Annotated in this window: 16 protein-coding genes; 11 read left to right on the forward strand and 5 right to left on the reverse strand. The window is 68.4% G+C overall.

The window, feature by feature from the left end; all coding sequences use genetic code 11:
• Positions 1-114: 114 nt before the first annotated feature.
• The 5 genes from ACFQ50_RS15630 (at position 115) to radA (ending at position 7,286) form a co-directional block, all read left to right on the forward strand.
• Positions 115-1,635, forward strand: coding sequence for an NAD-dependent succinate-semialdehyde dehydrogenase (locus tag ACFQ50_RS15630; protein ID WP_377996546.1), 1,521 nt, complete (start codon positions 115-117; stop codon positions 1,633-1,635).
• Between the two features lie 49 nt (positions 1,636-1,684).
• Complete coding sequence (locus ACFQ50_RS15635) at positions 1,685-3,085, forward strand: MFS transporter (RefSeq protein WP_377996548.1); 1,401 nt, start codon at positions 1,685-1,687, stop codon at positions 3,083-3,085.
• 148 nt (positions 3,086-3,233) lie between these two features.
• Complete coding sequence (locus ACFQ50_RS15640) at positions 3,234-4,646, forward strand: aldehyde dehydrogenase family protein (RefSeq protein ID WP_377996550.1); 1,413 nt, start codon at positions 3,234-3,236, stop codon at positions 4,644-4,646.
• Positions 4,647-4,753: 107 nt separating this feature from the next.
• A complete protein-coding gene (locus tag ACFQ50_RS15645) occupies positions 4,754-5,878 on the forward strand; it encodes an aromatic acid exporter family protein (protein WP_377996552.1) in 1,125 nt (374 codons plus the stop codon).
• Positions 5,879-5,906: 28 nt separating this feature from the next.
• On the forward strand, positions 5,907-7,286 hold the full coding sequence (gene radA / locus ACFQ50_RS15650; protein ID WP_377996554.1) for a DNA repair protein RadA: 1,380 nt from the start codon (positions 5,907-5,909) through the stop codon (positions 7,284-7,286).
• Between the two features lie 81 nt (positions 7,287-7,367).
• Here the strand turns inward: radA and ACFQ50_RS15655 are convergent, their stop codons facing one another.
• Both ACFQ50_RS15655 and ACFQ50_RS15660 read right to left on the reverse strand, forming a co-directional pair.
• Positions 7,368-8,156 carry a YcnI family protein gene (locus ACFQ50_RS15655; protein ID WP_377996556.1) on the reverse strand — a complete coding sequence of 263 codons (789 nt, stop codon included), beginning with the start codon at positions 8,154-8,156 and terminating at the stop codon, positions 7,368-7,370.
• Between the two features lie 143 nt (positions 8,157-8,299).
• Positions 8,300-8,929, reverse strand: a complete 630-nt coding sequence (locus ACFQ50_RS15660) for a hypothetical protein (protein ID WP_377996558.1) — start codon at positions 8,927-8,929, stop codon at positions 8,300-8,302.
• 240 nt (positions 8,930-9,169) lie between these two features.
• On the opposite strand from ACFQ50_RS15660, the gene ACFQ50_RS15665 reads away from it, so the two are divergent.
• Positions 9,170-9,823 carry a hypothetical protein gene (locus ACFQ50_RS15665; RefSeq protein WP_377996560.1) on the forward strand — a complete coding sequence of 218 codons (654 nt, stop codon included), beginning with the start codon at positions 9,170-9,172 and terminating at the stop codon, positions 9,821-9,823.
• A gap of 117 nt (positions 9,824-9,940) precedes the next feature.
• Positions 9,941-10,741 (forward strand): YcnI family protein, encoded by an 801-nt coding sequence (locus ACFQ50_RS15670; RefSeq protein ID WP_377996606.1) that lies wholly within the window; start codon positions 9,941-9,943, stop codon positions 10,739-10,741.
• A gap of 2 nt (positions 10,742-10,743) precedes the next feature.
• On the opposite strand, the gene ACFQ50_RS15675 is transcribed toward ACFQ50_RS15670, so the two are convergent.
• Positions 10,744-11,928 (reverse strand): beta-ketoacyl-[acyl-carrier-protein] synthase family protein, encoded by a 1,185-nt coding sequence (locus ACFQ50_RS15675; RefSeq protein WP_377996607.1) that lies wholly within the window; start codon positions 11,926-11,928, stop codon positions 10,744-10,746.
• 146 nt (positions 11,929-12,074) lie between these two features.
• Positions 12,075-13,688 carry a peptide chain release factor 3 gene (locus ACFQ50_RS15680; protein WP_377996562.1) on the reverse strand — a complete coding sequence of 538 codons (1,614 nt, stop codon included), beginning with the start codon at positions 13,686-13,688 and terminating at the stop codon, positions 12,075-12,077.
• Positions 13,689-14,017: 329 nt separating this feature from the next.
• Here ACFQ50_RS15680 and disA point away from each other — a divergent pair, with 329 nt between their 5' ends.
• On the forward strand, positions 14,018-15,094 hold the full coding sequence (gene disA / locus ACFQ50_RS15685) for a DNA integrity scanning diadenylate cyclase DisA (protein WP_306920444.1): 1,077 nt from the start codon (positions 14,018-14,020) through the stop codon (positions 15,092-15,094).
• 130 nt (positions 15,095-15,224) lie between these two features.
• Here the strand turns inward: disA and ACFQ50_RS15690 are convergent, their stop codons facing one another.
• Positions 15,225-15,947, reverse strand: a complete 723-nt coding sequence (locus tag ACFQ50_RS15690) for a hypothetical protein (protein WP_377996564.1) — start codon at positions 15,945-15,947, stop codon at positions 15,225-15,227.
• Positions 15,948-16,108: 161 nt separating this feature from the next.
• Here ACFQ50_RS15690 and ACFQ50_RS15695 point away from each other — a divergent pair, with 161 nt between their 5' ends.
• The 3 genes from ACFQ50_RS15695 (at position 16,109) to ACFQ50_RS15705 (ending at position 18,190) form a co-directional block, all read left to right on the forward strand.
• Complete coding sequence (locus tag ACFQ50_RS15695) at positions 16,109-16,558, forward strand: hypothetical protein (protein WP_377996566.1); 450 nt, start codon at positions 16,109-16,111, stop codon at positions 16,556-16,558.
• Positions 16,559-16,742: 184 nt separating this feature from the next.
• Positions 16,743-17,561 carry an A/G-specific adenine glycosylase gene (locus ACFQ50_RS15700; protein WP_377996568.1) on the forward strand — a complete coding sequence of 273 codons (819 nt, stop codon included), beginning with the start codon at positions 16,743-16,745 and terminating at the stop codon, positions 17,559-17,561.
• Positions 17,562-17,692: 131 nt separating this feature from the next.
• Positions 17,693-18,190 (forward strand): hypothetical protein, encoded by a 498-nt coding sequence (locus tag ACFQ50_RS15705; protein WP_377996570.1) that lies wholly within the window; start codon positions 17,693-17,695, stop codon positions 18,188-18,190.
• Positions 18,191-18,206: the final 16 nt, after the last annotated feature.

Genomic DNA, 18,206 nt, shown 5'->3' on the forward strand with positions numbered 1-18,206 from the left:
ACCCCCGCCAGCTACTGACCCACCCAACTCACTCGCAGTTGTTGTCGTTTTGAGCCCCCAAAACGACAACAACTGCGAGTCAGTTGGGCTCGTTCCCATTGAGGAGACCCCCGCATGACCACTTCGCCCGTACTCTCCCCTGCCTTCTCGCAGGCCGCCATCTCACCGGAGCGTGAGGCCGCGCTTCTCGCGTCCGTTCCCACCGGCCTGCTCGTCAACGGCCAGTGGCGGGACGCGTCCGACGGCGGCACGTTCGACGTGCACGACCCCGCCACCGGGGAGGTACTCGCCACCCTCGCTTCCGCCACCAGCGCGGACGCCGTCGCCGCGCTCGACGCGGCCGACTCGGCCCAGGCTTCCTGGGCCCGCACGGCACCCCGGGTGCGGGCCGAGATCCTGCGCCGGGCCTTCGACCTGGTCACCGAACGCGCCGAAGACTTCGCGCTGCTGATGACCCTGGAAATGGGCAAGCCATTGGCCGAAGCCCGCGGCGAAGTCACCTACGGCGCCGAGTTCCTGCGCTGGTTCTCCGAAGAAACCGTCCGCGACTACGGCCGCTACCTCACCACCCCCGAGGGCAAGAACAAGATCCTCGTGCAGCACAAGCCCGTCGGCCCGTGCCTGCTCATCACGCCCTGGAACTTCCCGCTCGCCATGGCCACCCGCAAGGTCGCCCCCGCCATCGCCGCAGGCTGCACCATGGTCCTCAAACCCGCCAAACTCACCCCGCTCACCGCCCAGTACTTCGCGCAGACCATGCTCGACGCCGGCCTGCCCGCCGGGGTCCTCAACGTCGTCCCCTCCGCTTCGGCTTCCGGGGTCTCCGGGCCGCTGCTGGCCGACCCGCGGCTCCGCAAGGTCTCCTTCACCGGCTCCACCCCTGTGGGCAAGCGTCTGATGGCCGACGCCGCGCAAAACGTCCTGCGCACCTCCATGGAACTGGGCGGCAACGCACCGTTCATCGTGTTCGAGGACGCCGACCTGGACAAGGCCGTCGAGGGCGCCATGGCCGCCAAAATGCGGAACATGGGCGAGGCCTGCACCGCAGCCAACCGCTTCCTCGTCCACGAAACCGTCGCCCAGGAGTTCACCCGGAAGTTCGCCGCCGCCATGGGCGCCCTGACCACCGGCCGCGGCACCGAACCGTCCACCCGGGTCGGCCCGCTGATCGACGCCGGCGCCCGCGACGATGTGCACGCCCTGGTCAGTGCCGCCGTCGACGCCGGAGCTACCGCCCTCATCGGCGGGTCCCCCGTGGACGGGCCCGGCTACTTCTACCAGCCCACCGTCCTGGCCGATGTGCCCAACGACGCCGACATCCTCTCCCAGGAAATCTTCGGTCCCGTCGCCCCCGTCACCACCTTCACCGATGAGGAAGACGCGATCCGCCTGGCCAACGCCAGCGAATACGGCCTCGCCTCCTACCTCTACAGCCGCGACTTCAACCGCCTCCTGCGCGTGGCCGAACAGATCGAATTCGGCATGGTCGGCTTCAACGCCGGCGTCATCTCCAACGCAGCTGCACCCTTCGGCGGCGTCAAACAGTCCGGACTCGGACGCGAAGGCGGCACCGAAGGCATCGCCGAATACACCACCACGCAGTACATCGGCATCGCCGACCCCTACACCAACTGACACAGCGCCATATCCACACAGCGACGTGTCCCCACAGCAAGGAAAAACATTGAGTACTGTCCAGCAGGGGCAGCGCAGCTCGGCAACGGACCGCCGCGTAGCGTTCGCCACCATCATCGGAACCACCATCGAGTGGTACGACTTCTTCATCTACGCCAACGCCGCGGGCCTGGTCTTCGCGAAACTGTTCTTCGAACCCGCCGGCGCCGATATCGGCATCCTGATTTCCTTCGCCTCGGTGGGACTCAGCTTCCTGTTCCGGCCGCTGGGCGCCTTCCTGGCCGGACACTTCGGGGACCGCCTTGGCCGCCGCGCCATGCTGGTCATCACACTGATCATGATGGGGGCCGCCACCACCCTCATCGGCGTGCTGCCCACCTTCGAGACTGCCGGTGTCGTGGCGCCCATCCTGCTGCTTCTCCTGCGCATCCTGCAGGGCATTTCGGCCGGCGGCGAATGGGGCGGCGCCGTCCTGATGGCTGTCGAACATGCTCCCCGGGGCAAGCGCGGCCTGTTCGGCGCCTTCCCCCAGCTGGGCGTTCCGCTCGGCATGCTGCTGGCGTCCGGCGTGCTGGCCCTGATGTCAGGCGTGGTCTCCCCCGGTGCAGCCTTTGTGCAGTGGGGCTGGCGTATTCCTTTCCTGCTCAGCTTCGTTCTGATCGTGGTGGGCTTCATGGTCCGGCGCAGCGTGGAGGAAAGCCCGGTTTTCGAGGAGATCGCCCAAAAGAAGCAGCAGACCCGCGTCCCGGTTGTCGAACTGTTCAGGAAGCACTGGCTGCTGGTCATCATCGCGGCACTGGTCTTCGCGGGCAACAACGCAGCGGGCTACATGACCACCGGCGGCTACATCCTCAGCTACGCCGCCAATCCCGCCGGCCTGGCCATGGACCGCACGCAAGTGCTCCTCGCAGTTACAGGCTCCGCTGCCCTGTGGTTCGTTTTCACGCTGCTCTCCGGCTACCTGGCAGACGGCATCGGCCGCAAGAAGACTTACCTCATCGGCTACGGCTGCCTCATGGTCACGGTGTTCCCGCTGTTCTGGCTGGTGAACACCGGAAACATCTGGGCGCTGTTCCTTGGCCTCGCACTGTTCACGGTCGGGCTCGGCCTGACCTACGGCCCGCAGGCGGCCCTCTACAGCGAGCTGTTCCCCGCCTCCATCAGGTTCTCCGGCGTCGCGATCTCCTACGCTCTCGGCGCCATCATCGGCGGTGCCTTCGCTCCGATGATCGCCACGGCCCTGGTCCAGGCCACCGGGACAACCGCCTCCGTGTCCGTCTACCTGCTCATTGTGGCCCTCGTTTCAACGGCCGCCGTCCTGGTGATCCGGGAACGCAAGGGCATCGACCTGGGCATCAACAACCAGGCCGAGCAGGAGGTGGGCGCCACGGTCTTTGACCGGCGCCGGGCCGCTCCGGCCGACGCTGACAAGGCGGCCGCCGGCGTCTGACCTGCACTTCCACACAACCGTCAGTTCGCCCCAAGTCAAGGGTTCTGCACCCAAAGACAAGCCAGCGGCCCGGCGAGCGGACAACACTTAGGTATGCCCGCCTCGCCGCCCGGCCGAGCGCACGTTCCTACTCGAAGTGGAGTACCTCTTGGAAACCTACGATGCCCTCCTCGCGTCCATCACCCCCGGCTCCGGCGAGGTTAGCCGGACCATTTTCGACCCCGCCACCGGCGGTGTCGTCGGCGAGGCGCCCGTCCACACCGTCGAGGACCTCGAAACCGCGGTGGCCGCGGCCGTAGCCGCCCAGCCGGCCTGGGCGGCCCTGGGCCACGACGCCCGGTCCGCCGCGCTCCTCAAGGCCGCCGACGCCGTCGAACGCTCCGCCGAGGAACTCGCCTGGCTCCTCTCCCGCGAACAGGGCAAACCCCTCAACGGACCAGGCGCCCGCTTCGAAGTCGGCGCCTGCGCCGCCTGGCTCCGCGCCACCGCCACCACCGAACTCACCCCCGAAGTCATCGTCGACGACGGCCAAACCTACGCCGAACTCCACTACAAACCCATCGGCGTCGTCGGCGCCATCGGCCCCTGGAACTGGCCCATGATGATCACCATCTGGCAGATCGCCCCCGCCCTGCGGATGGGCAACACCGCCGTCGTCAAACCCTCCAAAATGACCCCGCTCTCCGTCCTGGCCCTGATCAAGGTCCTCAACGAAGAACTCCCCGACGGCGTCCTCACCGCCATCGCCGGCGACCGCGAAGTCGGCGCCCGCCTCGCCGAACACCCCGCCATCGGCAAAATCATGTTCACCGGCTCCACCGCCGCCGGCAAAGCCATCATTCGCTCCTCCGCCGATACCGTCAAACGCCTCACCCTCGAACTCGGCGGCAACGACGCCGGCATCGTCCTGCCCGACGCCGACCCCAAAACCATCGCCGCAGACCTCTTCTGGGGCGCGTTCATCAACACCGGCCAAACCTGCGCCGCGCTCAAACGCCTCTACGTCCACGACACCATCTACGACGCCGTCTGCGAAGAACTCACCACCGTCGCCAACACCATGCCCATGGGCGTGGGCCTGGACGAAAACAACGTCCTCGGCCCGCTCCAAAACAAAGCCCAATACGACATCGTCGCCACCCTCGTCCAAGCCGCGAAAGACTCCGGCGCCCGGATCCTCACCGGCGGCAACCCCGACCCGAACCAGCCCGGCTACTTCTACCCCACCACCCTCGTGGCCGACATCGACAACACCAACCCCCTCGTCACCGAAGAACAATTCGGCCCCGCCCTGCCCATCATCCGCTACACCACCATCGACGAAGCCATCTCCATGGCGAACGGTCTCGACGTCGGACTCGGCGCCTCCGTCTGGTCCCCCAACCTCCCCGCCGCCCGCGACGTAGCATCCCGCATCCAGGCCGGCACCGTCTGGATCAACAAACACGGCGCCGTCGACCCCCGCATCCCCTTCGGCGGCGCCAAACAATCCGGCTACGGCCTCGAATTCGGCACCGAAGGCCTCAAACACCTCGGCATCCCCCAAATCATCAACGGCTAACCCGACCAACAGAAGCTCATCCAAAACCACAAGGACCGCCGCCGCCAACCGCGACGGCGGCCCTTGTGGTTCCCGGTCCGCGACGGCTCCGGCCATAGACTGAAGCCATGCCCCAGACCGGACTCTCCGCCAGCAGACGCTTCCTTCGCGGCCGGATCAGGACAGGGATGGTCCGGAGCCGGAATTCACTGGTCCCTGCGATCCAGATGACGTTCGGCGCCGTTGGTGCCTATGCCTTCGCCGAGTTCGTCCTCGGCCATACCGGGCCGCTGTTTGCGGCCACGTCCGCCCTGATTGCCCTCGGTTTCTCCCGCGATCTGCGCATGCGGAGGGTGATGGAGGTGGGCCTGGGCTGCACCATCGGCATTGCGGTGGGCGACATGCTGCTCCACTGGCTGGGCGCCGGGATCTGGCAGGCCGCCGTCGTGCTTTTGACCTCCATCCTGCTGGCCCGCTTCCTGGACAGCGGCAACATCTTCACCACGCAACTGGCGCTGCAATCGCTGCTTGTGGTGCTGCTTCCGGCGCCGGCCGGCGGCCCCTTCACCCGCAGCATCGACGCCGTGGTGGGGGGCGTGGTGGCGCTGCTGGTCACCATCCTGGCGCCCAAGGATCCACGCCGGGAACCGCGCAAGGACGTCCGGAAGCTGCTCCATGAACTCGCCGAAGTGCTGCGGGAATGCGCCGCAGCACTGGTCGACAGCGACTCCACCCGCGCGTGGCATGCCCTGGTCCGGGGACGGAACAGCCAGCCGCTGGTGGACGCCATGCGGCACTCGCTCCGGGCATCCGGCGAGGTGGCTACGCTGGCGCCCGCCTACCGGCGGCACCGGGACGAGCTGGACCGGCTGGAGCAGTCGCTCGAGTACATCGACCTTGCCCTGCGCAACAGCCGCGTCTTCGCCCGCCGGCTCACCAGTTCCATCAACCACGCCGCCTTGTCGGACGAGGCCACCGAAAACATCGCCGAGGTCCTGCTTGAAACTGCGGCCGCCGTGGACGAACTTTCACTCGGCCTCGCTGAGGTACAGGAGGGTGCCCGGCACGCCCACCTGCGCAGCGCCCGGCAGGACCTCGGCGACATCGCCGGCCGGCTGCATCCCAGGATGCTGAAAGTGCAAAAACTCGAGGGCGAAACCGTCGTGATGCTGTTCCGGCCGCTCATGGTGGACCTGCTCGAAGCCACCGGCATCGATTCCCGCGAGGCGCGCGACCTCCTCCCCCCGCTGTAATGTCACAGCCGCCGGATACTGTGGAGCAATGGCTACAAAGACTTCCCGGGTTTCCAAGACGCCGGGCTATAAATGCGCGGAATGCGGCTGGACCACGGTCAAATGGGTGGGCCGGTGCGGTGAGTGCCAGGCGTGGGGCACCGTTGAGGAAACCGGCGCCGCGGTAGCGCGTACGACGGCGGCCACCACAGTTCTGGAGCCCGCCCGCCCCATTGCCGAGGTCGACGCCACCGCCGCCGCATACCTGCCCACCGGCGTGGACGAACTGGACCGCGTGCTCGGCGGCGGCGTGGTGCCCGGCGCCGTCATCCTGCTCGCAGGCGAGCCCGGTGTGGGAAAGTCGACGCTGCTGCTGGACGTCGCTGCCAAGTTCGCCCGGACCGGGCAGAGCGTCCTGTACGTAACCGGCGAGGAATCAGCGGCCCAGGTGAAACTGCGGGCGGAGCGGATCAGCGCCATCGCGGACACCCTGTACCTGTCCGCGGAGACCGACCTTGGCCAGGCGCTCGGCCAGGTGGAGAAAGTGGAGCCGAAGCTGCTGGTGGTGGACTCCGTGCAGACGCTCAGCAGCGCGGACGTGGAGGGCAGTTCCGGCGGTGTCTCCCAGGTCCGCGAGGTGGCCGCCTCGATCATTTCCGCGGCGAAGCGCCGGAACATGACCACGCTGCTGGTGGGGCACGTGACCAAGGACGGCTCCATCGCCGGGCCCCGCCTGCTGGAGCACCTGGTGGATGTGGTGTGCCAGTTCGAGGGCGAGCGCCACTCCCGCCTCCGCCTGCTGCGCGCGGTCAAAAACCGTTACGGGCCCACCGACGACGTCGGCTGCTTCGACCTCACCGAGGACGGCATCCTTGGCCTCGCTGATCCCAGCGGGCTGTTCGTCACCCGCACCAAGGAACCCGTATCCGGCACCTGCATCACGGTCACAATGGAGGGCCGCCGGCCGCTCCTGGCCGAGGTGCAGTCCCTGCTTGCCGAGACCCAGAACTCACAGCCGCGACGAGCCACCAGTGGCCTGGACAGTTCGCGGGTGGCCATGCTCATGGCTGTGCTGCAGCAGCGTGCCGGCCGCCAGCTTCAGAAGGACGATTCGTACGTCGCCACGGTGGGCGGCGTAAAGCTCAGTGAGCCAGCTACCGACCTGGCGATCGCGCTGGCGGTGGCATCCGCGAAGGAGAAGAAACCGCTGCCGCAGCGCCTCATCGCCTTCGGTGAAGTGGGCCTGGCCGGCGAAGTGCGTCCCGTGCCGGGAATCAACCAGCGCATCCAGGAGGCCCACCGGCTTGGCTTCACGCACGCCGTCGTTCCCGCCAGCCCCACCGGTCCCGGCCCGGTCCCGGCCGGCTTTTCTGTCAGGGAAGTCGGACACCTGACCGAAGTCCTGGACCTGCTCATCGGCAAACCCTGAGCATCCGTTCACAAGTGGTCCGCACCGTCCCCTGGCGCTTCCAAGGGACGGTGCGGGCTGCTTTTGGGTGGAGTGCCGGGGCTACTTCTTGACTGCCCGGGTGCGGGCCAGGGCCGTGGCGCCCGCGGCGAGGCCAAGCAGACCCGCCACCAGGCCGATCCAGCCGACAGCCTGGCCGCCGTTGGACTCTCCGCCCTCCGTTGCCGAGCCGGCCGGCGCTGCATCCGGCGTCGCCGTTGCGGACCCTGCACCGGACTCGGCCGCGGTGACCACGAACGACGGCGCCGGGTGGTGCTCCTCCGCTTCTGCGGCCGGTGCGGAGGAGGCCGTCGAAGCACCGGAGGAGGAAGTCGCGGACGCGTGGCCGTGTTCAGCCTCGGCAGCGTCGGCCCAGTTCACGGTGGTTCCGTCGGTGTAGCCTTGGGCCGCGGGCAGCATCAGGGTGGTGCCCGCTGCCGGGAGCCGGCCGACGGACAGCGTGAAGGTCTGGAATTCGTTCTGCCCGATCTGGTGGGCGGCATCCGCGGTCCAGATCACGCTGGTCGGCGCCTTGGTGACCGTTGCGCCCGCAACCTCCACGGGCTTGGGCAGGGTGGTGGTGACCACCTGTGCCTTCCAGCCGTCCATCGGCTTCACGGAGACCGAGGTCAGCGGGGTGTCGGTGGGGAGCTTGACCTCCAGCCGGTTGGTCCTGGCCGTCTCGGACTCATTCGGAACGCTGAACGTCAGCTTGGTAAAGCCGCCCTCGGCGGTCGCGGAGGGATCAACCGAGACATGCGCGGAAGCGGCGGAGGCACCGGCGGCAAAGAGACCGGCTGTAAGGCAAGCGGCTGCTGCGGTCTTGAGGGTACGGCGGATGGAGGTGTTCATGGGGGTAGTGCCTTTCAGGAAAATCAGTCAGGGACCCGCGCGCCTTCAAGGCGACACGGGCAGGTAGTTGCACGCCGCCGTCGGACCCTGCCTGGGAAGCGGAACCGTCCTCAAGGGGACGGCCCGCTCTGAAAGGAACCCGTCTAGGCGGCCAAAGGCAGCGGCGGCCCGCGCCGGGCTGGCAGGTGCACGCCGGCGCGCGTCCGCGGGAGGACGGCCGGAGCCGGGAAGGGCGCCGGGACGCGGGCAGGAAGGATAACTGCCGGTTCGTGCCGGCCGAAAAGCGGTTGCAGCCATGAGCCAAGCGTTGCCAGCACCCGTTCCCCGCGGGCCAGCAGGACGGCGGCGCACAGGGTAGCCACGGCGTGCGCAGCGAACATGACGGCGTCCGGTGCCGCAGTGTGGGCACTTCCGGCCGCGGCGGGGCTTAGGAAAGCCGGATCCAACGCTCCCCCCGCGTGGCCCGGGTGGTCGGCATGGCCGGGCACCAGTGCAGCGGACGCCGGCGCGGCGGCACCCGCGCTGCCCAGACCGTCGAAGGCCCAGTGCAGCCAGGATTGGCCGGCACCAAGCAATGCGACCAAGGCAGGGCAGGAGAGCCGGAACCGCGTCAGCGCGGCGACGGGAACCAGTGTCACGGCGAACAGCGCTGCCAGGATGGCCGCTGAGGGAAGCTGGCCGCCGCCCGCAAGGTGCCCGCCGGCGGCAAACCCGATAACGAGGGAACCGATCAGCCCGGTACGGAAAAGCCGGAACGAGGCACGGGGCATCATCAGCGGTCCTTTCCATATGATCGACGGGCTGCGCGGGCGTCACCGCAATTCTACGGGCAGCCCCGGCCGCTGCCCCGGGCCCCATCATTGCGGACCATCATTCCGGACCACCATTCCGGACCACCCTTCCGGGCCGCCCAGAGCACTAACCAACCGGGGCATTACCCAAGGTTTTCCCACGCTGCCGCGCTTACGGTCGGGGTGGCACAGCAGCTCCGGGCCTGATGGAGGGAGGCACCGATGGATCTCCGAGGTCCCCTGCGCCTCTTCCGCGCAGCCCTGGTCACCGCGGTGGCGGTCTCCTTGGCCGTGGCGGGCCACGTGCTGGGTGGCGGGCAGCTTCCGGACACCGGAATACTCGCCGTGGCGGCAGCGTTCCTGCTGGCCCCGGCCGGCTGGCTCGCACGGCGGCAGTTATCGTTCCCCGCCCTGTTCGGTTTGCTCGGCTCCGGCCAGCTCACCCTGCACACGGCCTTCACTGCCTTCTCCCCCGGCGCTTCCTGCCTGCCCCAGCTGCCGCTGCCCCAGTTACAGCTTGCCCAGTTGCCGCTGCCCGGCGGCTTGACGCACTACGGGCACGTGGGCCCGGACTGCACGGCCGCAATGGAATCCATGCCCATGAGTGACGGTGCCAACTCACCCGCCATGCTGGCAGGGCACGTCCTCGCCACGCTGGCTACGGCCTGGCTGACGCGGAGGGGCGAGGCCGCACTGTGGCAGCTCCTGGCGTGGCTCCGCCCGCTGGTCCGGCTCCCCCGGCCCACCGGGTTCATCCCCGCCAGCCACTGCCCTGCGGCCTGGCCAACGGTCTTCGTCGCGGCCCTCCGCCGCAACCTGCGGCACGACACTCTTCGCGGTCCGCCCCGGGCTGCCCTCCCGCGCACCCTTCAGTAAACTCTCCCGCGCATGGCTGGCCAGCCTGCGGAGGGGGTGCCGGGACGCTGCCTGACCATCCATCACCCCCAGCTGCCCCTCGGCACGAGCGCGGCGGCACCCGCGAAAGGCCCTGTCATGACCACCTCAAACATCCGTGCTCTGAAAAGCTCTGCACTGAAAACCCGTGCTCTGAAAACTTCTGCCCTGAAAACCGCCACCGTCGCAGCGGCGGCGGCCGGCCTCATGGCCCTTGGCGTCGGCTCGGCATCCGCCCACGTCCACGTGGACCCGGCCTCAACCTCGGCCGGCGGCTTCTCGCAGCTGACCTTTCGGGTGCCCAACGAGTCCGAAACCGCCAAGACCATCAAGGTCACTGTCACGCTGCCTACGGCAACGCCGTTCACGTCCGTTTCGGTCAAGCCTCTGGACGGCTGGACGGCGAAGATCACCGAGGCCGCCCTGCCTGCTCCGGTCACCGTGGAAGGGGCAAAGATCACCAAGGCCGCCGCCACGGTCACCTGGACTGCCGATGCGGCGCATCAGCTTGGGCAGCATGAGTACCAGACGTTCTCCATCTCGGTCGGCCGGCTTCCGGAGGCCGGCACCACCGTGGCCCTGCCGGCTGCACAGACCTACTCCGACGGGACGGTGGTGAACTGGAACCAGCCCGAAACCGCCGGGCAGGCCGAGCCCGAGCACCCGGTTCCGTCGTTCGTCACCACCGCCGGGGCGGATGAGCATGCACATGCGGCGGCTGCCTCGGCGGCTCCCGTTGCAGACACGGCCACTGCGGACACTGCCGCAGACACCGCAGCGGCGTCATCAACCACTCCGGTCACGGCCGCGGACAACACTTTCGGCATTGCCGGTCTCGGCGCAGGCCTGCTGGGCCTGGCCGCAGGGACCGCCGCCCTGCTGCGGACCAGGAAGCGTTAGCGTCAGGCGCGGGTGACCACCAGCGCCGCGCTGTGCCCGCCGAACCCGAAGGCATTGACGAGTCCCGCCGTCGCGGTGCTGCCGCTGACGGTGCCCGTGATGACGTTGAGGTCCACCTCGGGATCAAGGGACGCCACGTTGTAGGTGCCGGGCAGGTCGCCGGTCCGGAGTGCCTGCAGCGTGGCGATCGCGGCCAGCGCGCCTGCTCCGCCGAGCAGGTGACCGGTGAGCGACTTCGTGGAGGTCACCGGCACCTGGTCACCGGCAATGGCCTTGATGGCCTGCGCCTCCAGCCGGTCTCCCACCGGCGTCGAGGTGGCGTGCGCATGCACGAACCCGATGTCCGTTCCGCGGAGGCCGGCGGAGGCGAGGGCCTTCTCCATGACCCGCACCTGCATGTCCGGATCGGCTGCCACGATGTCGTTCGCGTCCGAGGTCACAGCTGCCCCCGCAATGCCGCCCAGCACTTCCGCGCCCCGGGCACGTGCGTAATCCTCGCTTTCCAGGACCACGATCCCCGCCCCCTCGGACAGCACGAAGCCGTCGCGGTCCCGGTCGAACGGCCGCGAGGCCCGCTCCGGATCGTCGTTGCGCGTGGAGAGCGCCCGGATCTGGGAAAAACCGCTGATGATCAGGTCGTTAACGCAGGCATCAACGCCGCCGGCAATCACGACGTCGGCCGCCCCGGACCTGATCATTTCGGCACCCTGGGCAATCGCCTCGGCCCCGGACGCACAGGCGCTGACGGGAGTGCGGGCCCCGCCCTTGGCACCGAGGTCGATGGAAACCCACGCGGACGGCCCGTTCACCATGAGCCGGGTCAGGGTGTGCGGCGAAACCTTGCGCGGGCCGCCTTTGTCCAACTCCCTGACCTGGGCGAGCACGGTGTCCATGCCGCCGTAGGCGGAGCCGATCACGACGGCGAGCCGCTCCGGTTCGACGCCCGGCTTCCCCGCCTGCGCCCAGGCTTCGCGGGAGGCCACGAGCGCCAGCTGCCCGCAGCGGTCCATCCGCTTCAGCTCGCGGGTGCTGAGGAACCCGCCAAGGTCGGCCGTGACCCGCCCGGCGATGCGCACCGGGAGAGCCTCGGCCCAGCCGTCCTCCAGCGCAGCGATGCCCGAGCGCCCGGCCAGCATCGACTCCCACGTCTCGGCCACAGTCGCCCCGAGCGGGTTCATGGAGCCCATGCCGGTCACGACGACCCTGGCTCCTCCTGGAACACTGGCTGATCCCGGAACAGGTGTTGCTGCAGACGGCTGGTTTGTGGACACGGCGATACCTTGCTTCGTTGGTTGGGAGAGCGTCCGGGAGCTGGTGCCCCGCGGTGGTGCAGCTACTTTGCGGGGTTGTGCGTCCCGATGGGTACCAGCGTGAGGTCGGGGTGGTTCTTCTCGATGCGGCGCAGGGCCCACACGTCGTTGAAGAGGGCCAGGTATTCGCCGTCGGACCGCAGCAGCACCTCGGCGCCGGGCACGTTGGCCAGCGCCGGCATGGCGTCCGCCGTCGAGATCCTGGCCATGGAGTACGGGAGGCGTTCCAGGCGCATCGGCGCGCTGAAGTCGTGCGCCATGCGGTCCTCCACCACTTCGAACTGCATGGGTCCGACGGCGGCCAGCACGGGCGCCTGGTCGCCGCGGACATCGGAGCGGAGCACCTGGATGACGCCCTCGTGCTCGAGCTGCTCGATGCCGCGGCGGAACTGCTTGAAGCGGCTGGGGTCCTTGGAACGGGCAACCTGGAAGTGCTCGGGGGCGAACAGCGGGATGGCCGGGAACTCCACGGTTTCCTCGAGGAACAGGCTGTCCCCCACGCGCAGCGAGGACGCGTTGACCAGGCCCACGACGTCGCCCGGGTAGGCCTCGTCGATGACCTCGCGTTCGCGGCCGAAAACCTGCTGCGCGTACTTCGTGGCGAACGATTTTCCGGTCCGGGTCTGGGTGACCACCATGCCGCGCTCGAACACGCCGGAGCAGACTCGGATGAAGGCGACGTGGTCGCGGTGGGCTTTGTTCATGCCGGCCTGGACCTTGAAGACAAAGCCGGAGAACGGCGACTCGACGGCCCGCGGGGTGCCCTCGATGTCCGGCCTGGGTGCGGCCGGCGGGGCGAAGTCCACCAGGGCGTCCAGGAGTTCCTTGACGCCGAAGTTCAGCGCCGCGGAGCTGAACAGGATGGGGGTGGCCTTGCCGGCGTGGAAGCTCTCGACGTCGAAGGCGAGGTTGGACTCGATGACCAGACCCGCCTCGTCCACGGCGTCCGTCCAGTTTCCGCCCTGGCTTTCAGCGGCCTCGTCGGGCGTGAAGTATTCGGTGAGGGCGATGCTGGCGCCGGCGTTGTTCCGCTGGAAGCGGGCGAACCTGTCGTTGCGCAGGTCCCAGACGCCGCGGAAATCACCGGAGATGCCCACGGCCCAGGTCAGGGGCATGGGCTGCAGCCCGGTGCGCTCCGTGATCTCGTCCATGAGGGCCAGCGCGTCCAGGCCGGGGCGGTCCCACTTGTTGATGACGGTGATGATGGGGAGGTTCCGCTGCTTGCAGACCTCGAACAGCTTCATGGTCTGCGTCTCAAGGCCCTTGGCCGCGTCCACCAGCATCACAGCGCAGTCGACGGCGGCGAGCACCCGGTAGGTGTCCTCGGAGAAATCGGCGTGGCCGGGGGTGTCCAGCAGGTTGATCACGGTGTCCCGGTAGGAGAACTGCAGGGCGGCCGAGCTGATTGAAATGCCGCGGTCCTTCTCCATCTGCATCCAGTCCGAGACCGTCTCCTTGCGGTTGGCCTTGCCACTGGACGCGCCGGCGGTGCCGATCACCTTGGCGTGCAGCGCCAGGGCCTCGGTGAGCGTGGACTTGCCGGCGTCCGGGTGGGAGATAACTGCGAACGTCCGGCGCCGCGAGGCCTGCTTGTGGATCTCGTGCACTCGGGCGGGGCTCTGCACTTCTTGGGACACGGTGCTACTTTCACTGCGATCCGCGGGGGATCCTGGTTGAGGAATGTGGCGGCGGAACCTGCCAGCCAAGGCTCCAAGTTTATCGCAGGGCCGGAATCCGCACCCAAGGCGGCCCAAAAGTGCCCCTCAGCCAACCGTCGTCGGACGCACTCCGGATGCCCGTTCCGCAGGCCGCTGACGGGGCACTTTAAGGCTTGCCCGTGCGGTTGCTGGGGTAATGTACCCCTAGGATGGTGCATGCGGGAAACCGACTACTTTTGATCCTGCCGGCGGACTAGTGAAAACCGGCAAACCTGCAGGCCCCGCCTGCACCTTTGAAGGGAATATCTATGGCTCGCAGCCCTGAAGAATCGCTCAAGGCGACTTTGGGGAGGGTGGCCCCGGGGACCGCACTGCGGGACGGCCTGGAACGCATTCTCCGCGGACGCACCGGCGCGCTGATCGTGCTGGGCTCGGACCGGACCATCGACTCCATCTGTTCGGGCGGCTTCGACATCGGCATCGACTTCTCACCCACCCGGCTCCGCGAACTGGCCAAGATGGACGGCGCCATCATCTGCGACAGGGACGCCGGAAACATCCTCCGGGCGGCCGTCCAGCTCGTGCCGGACCCCAGCATCGAAACCCAGGAATCCGGCACCCGGCACCGGACCGCCGAACGCGTAGCCATCCAGACCGGCGTTCCCGTGATCTCGGTGAGCCAGTCCATGCAGATCATCGCCCTGTACGTCAACGGGCTGCGGCATGTGCTCGAGGGCTCCGAAAAGGTCCTTGCCCGCGCCAACCAGGCCCTGGCCACGCTGGAACGGTACCGTTCCCGCCTGGACCAGGTGACCAGCTCACTGTCCGCCCTGGAAATCGAGGCCATGGTGACCGTCCGCGACGTGGCGGTGACCCTGCAGCGCCAGGAGATGGTGCGCCGGATCTCCGAGGAGATCTCGCAGTACGTGCTGGAGCTGGGCGAGGACGGCAGGCTCCTGTCCCTCCAGCTGGACGAGCTCACCGTGGGCCGCGGTCCGGGCAGCGACATCATCATCCGTGACTACGCGGGGCCGAACGCTTCCCCGGAGGACATCGACGGCGCGGTCAGCGCGCTCCTCAACCTTGGCCCCACCGAACTGATCGACCTCAGCAAGATCGCCGGAATCATCGGGTTTGCCGGCGGCGTGGACACCCTCGACGCCGTGGTGCAGCCGCGGGGGTACCGGCTCCTTTCAGGGCTCAAGGCCGTTCCCAAGGCCGTCGCGGACAGGCTGGTGGACCACTTCGGCGGACTGCAGCACCTCATGGCCGCGACCATCGACGACCTGATGACGGTGGACGGCATCGGCGACCAGCGCGCCCGCACGGTCCGCGAGGGCCTCAGCCGGATGGCCGAAGCCAGCCTGCTGGACAGGTTCCTGTAAATCCCGTCGATTGCTCCTCCCCACCGGTACCCTCGCCTCGCAAGCTCGGCCAGGGAACCCTGCCGGCGTGGGCCCAGCCCTTTTGGGCACCCAATAGGGCCGTTACGGAGCAACCGATCGGGCTGGACCGTCAGCTGAGCTGGAAGACCGTCGGCGGGCTGACCTTCGCACCAAGCTTCGCGATGAATACGTAATAGCCGCCGCCGGCAACCGCGCCCTCCGGCACCTTCTCGCAACCCTGCACGGAACGGTTGCGCGGCCACGGGAAGTTCGCGGTTTCACTCTTGCCGGGCGCGACGGTTTTGACCAGATCCGTGCTGGCGGCCTGGCAGTCGGCGGATGAGAAAACCCGGTCCGAGCCGCTGGTGACCAGGAAGTCCATCTGCGACGTGCCGATGTTCACCTTGCACGGCAGCTTTCCGCCGTTGGTGACCGTGAGGCTCAGCACCGGCTTTTCATCCGCGGCGTAGGACGTCTTGTTTGTGGTCGCCTTGACCGTGACCAGCTTCTGGTCGCAGGTGGGCGACGCGGAGGGGGTTGCCGAGGGGCTGGCCGACGGCGTGGCGCCAGTCTGGGCGGTGCCCTCCGCGGAAGCATCCTGGGTGGAGTCCTGGGCCGACGAGGCCTGCTGGGCGCCACCGAGGAGGCTGGTCAGGGTTGCGACACCGCCGGCGATCAGGCACAGGACCAGCAGCAGCGCCACTCCGGCAAAGAGCCGGCGACGGCGGTACACGGCGGGGCTAGGTTTGCGCCCCGCGCGGGGCGCCGTTTTCCCCGTTGCCGATTTCTGTGCCGCCGTTTTTGGTGACCGGTTCCGGCCCGCGCCGGAGTTCGGAGTGTCTTGCCTGCCCATCCTCCTAGGCTAAGGAACGGCCGGGTTTCTGGCGCACCACCACGCCGCCCCAGCCCCACCATGTCCAATTCGTGACGTAAATTCGGGTGACAACTGTCAGCACGCTTACTAAAATTGAATCCCGGTTACCACTTACCGGGCCGAGTTGGAGAGGACCACTGATGGTAGATCACGTGTCTGGCGGTCACCTCGAACGCGTCCTTCTGCCGCTGACGTTTGGCAAACATCAGAGCCAGGGGACTGAGTTCACGGTGCTTGCGGTTGAGATCTGGGACACCGGAATCGTGGTGAACCTGCATCTCGCCTCAGTCAATGACGACGAGCCGCAAACCCCCGAAATCGTTATCCATGACCACTTTGGCACAAAGTACAAGCTGGATGAGGTGGCCACCGTCGGCTCCCGCCAGCTGCAGTTCTTTGCGCCCTCTATACCGGAAGGAACCCGCAGCCTGACCATCCGCGCAGTGGAGGATCCGAACAGTGCCAGCTTCGTGGTTGCCCTTGCTGTTCCCGCGCCCAACGGCCGCGGCGGTGAAACGCTGCACGGCCATGTCAGGCGGCTGCCCGGACGGCGGGAGGGCCTGCCTCCCGTGGAGCAGGAGGCAAGCTGAGGGCGCCCGGCCGGGAACCGCCGTCGGGGTTTTCAACTAGAGTGTTGGCATCAAAACCACAACCGATTACCCCGAGTTAACCGACGTCCACTCCACGCTGGAGGACTGGTTCGAGGCCGAGGCCCGCGACCTGCCGTGGCGCTCGGCCGACTGCCCGCCCTGGGGCGTGCTGGTCAGTGAGATCATGCTGCAGCAGACCCCGGTGGTCCGCGTGCTGCCGGTCTGGGAAGAGTGGCTGCGCCGGTGGCCGGAGCCTGCCTCGCTGGCCCGGGAAGCCGCGGGTGAGGCGGTCCGTGCCTGGGGCCGGCTGGGTTATCCGCGGCGGGCGCTCAGGCTGCATGGCGCGGCCGTCGCGATCGAACGCGACCACGGCGGCGAGGTCCCGTCGGACTACGCCGAGCTGCTCGGCCTGCCGGGCGTGGGCAGCTACACAGCGGCCGCCGTCGCCGCCTTTGCCTATGGGCGCCGCGAGACGGTGGTGGATACCAACATCCGGCGCGTCCACGCCCGCCTCTTTTCCGGCGCCGCCCTGCCCGCGCCCGCGCTGACGGCCGCGGAGATGCGGCTCGCCGCGGAACTGCTGCCGTCCGACGCCGGCGGTTCCGTCCGCTGGAACGCTTCGGTCATGGAGCTGGGGGCGCTGGTGTGCACGGCGCGGGCGCCGAAGTGCGCGGCCTGCCCGGTACGCGACCGGTGCGCCTGGCTCGCCGCCGGCGAGCCGCCGCCGTCGTACACGCCCAAGGGCCAGGCGTGGCACGGCACAGACCGCCAGGTCCGCGGCGGCATGATGGCCGTCCTCCGGCTGGCCGACGCGCCGGTGCCGGCGGAGATGTTCCAGCAGGCCCCGGCCGACCTCGGCTTCGAAGCCGCCGGCATCGGAGTCCCGCTTGCTGCCCTGCACCGGCTGAACTGCGCGCCGGAGCAGCTGGAACGGGCGCTGGCGGGCCTCCTGGCGGACGGTCTGGCCGAACTCCACCAAGGCGGCTACCGGCTGCCCTCCTGACCTTCGGGACACCGCCCGCCCTGCGGTCTTTTGGTCTCAATTCGGCACCCACCGCGGCGACCCCGATAACGATGAGGGCGCCAGTTTGCGCCGGCCGGTTCCGCCGCCGAAGTGCGGATTTACCCTGAAGTATGGGCAAGGCAGGGGTACTTTTGGCCACAATCACGACGACGGCGCTCATCTCGGGCTGCCATGCTTTCGAGACGGCGTGCCCGGCGATCGGCCAGGTGCCCGGAGTCGCCGTCACGGTGGCGGCCGGCTACTCGCCCGACGTGAAAACGCTGCACCTGAGAGCCTGCCAGGACGGCAGATGCCAGGAGGGAACCCTCCACCTCGTGCCGGGCTCCATAGCAGTAGACCAAGGCTGCGCCGATGATTCCAGGCCCGACGGCGCGTGCTCCGCGACGGCCAAGCCGGACGGCACCCTGCGCGGAATGCTGGAGCTGGACGCCCTGGGCGACTCCCCCATCGTCGTCACGGCAAGCGGCACGAACACCACCGGCAAGCCGATGCCCACGCGCACTCTGCGCTTCGATCCCAGGGCCAGCTACCCGTTCGGCGAGCAGTGCGGACGGTTTGTCTCCGCCTCCGTTGTACTGGACGCTGCGGGCCTCAGGCAGGACAGGTAGCCGGCTTGAGACTGCC

Origin of the sequence: Arthrobacter sp. NPDC056493, assembly GCF_042795115.1 — a bacterium.
Lineage (GTDB): Bacteria > Actinomycetota > Actinomycetes > Actinomycetales > Micrococcaceae > Arthrobacter.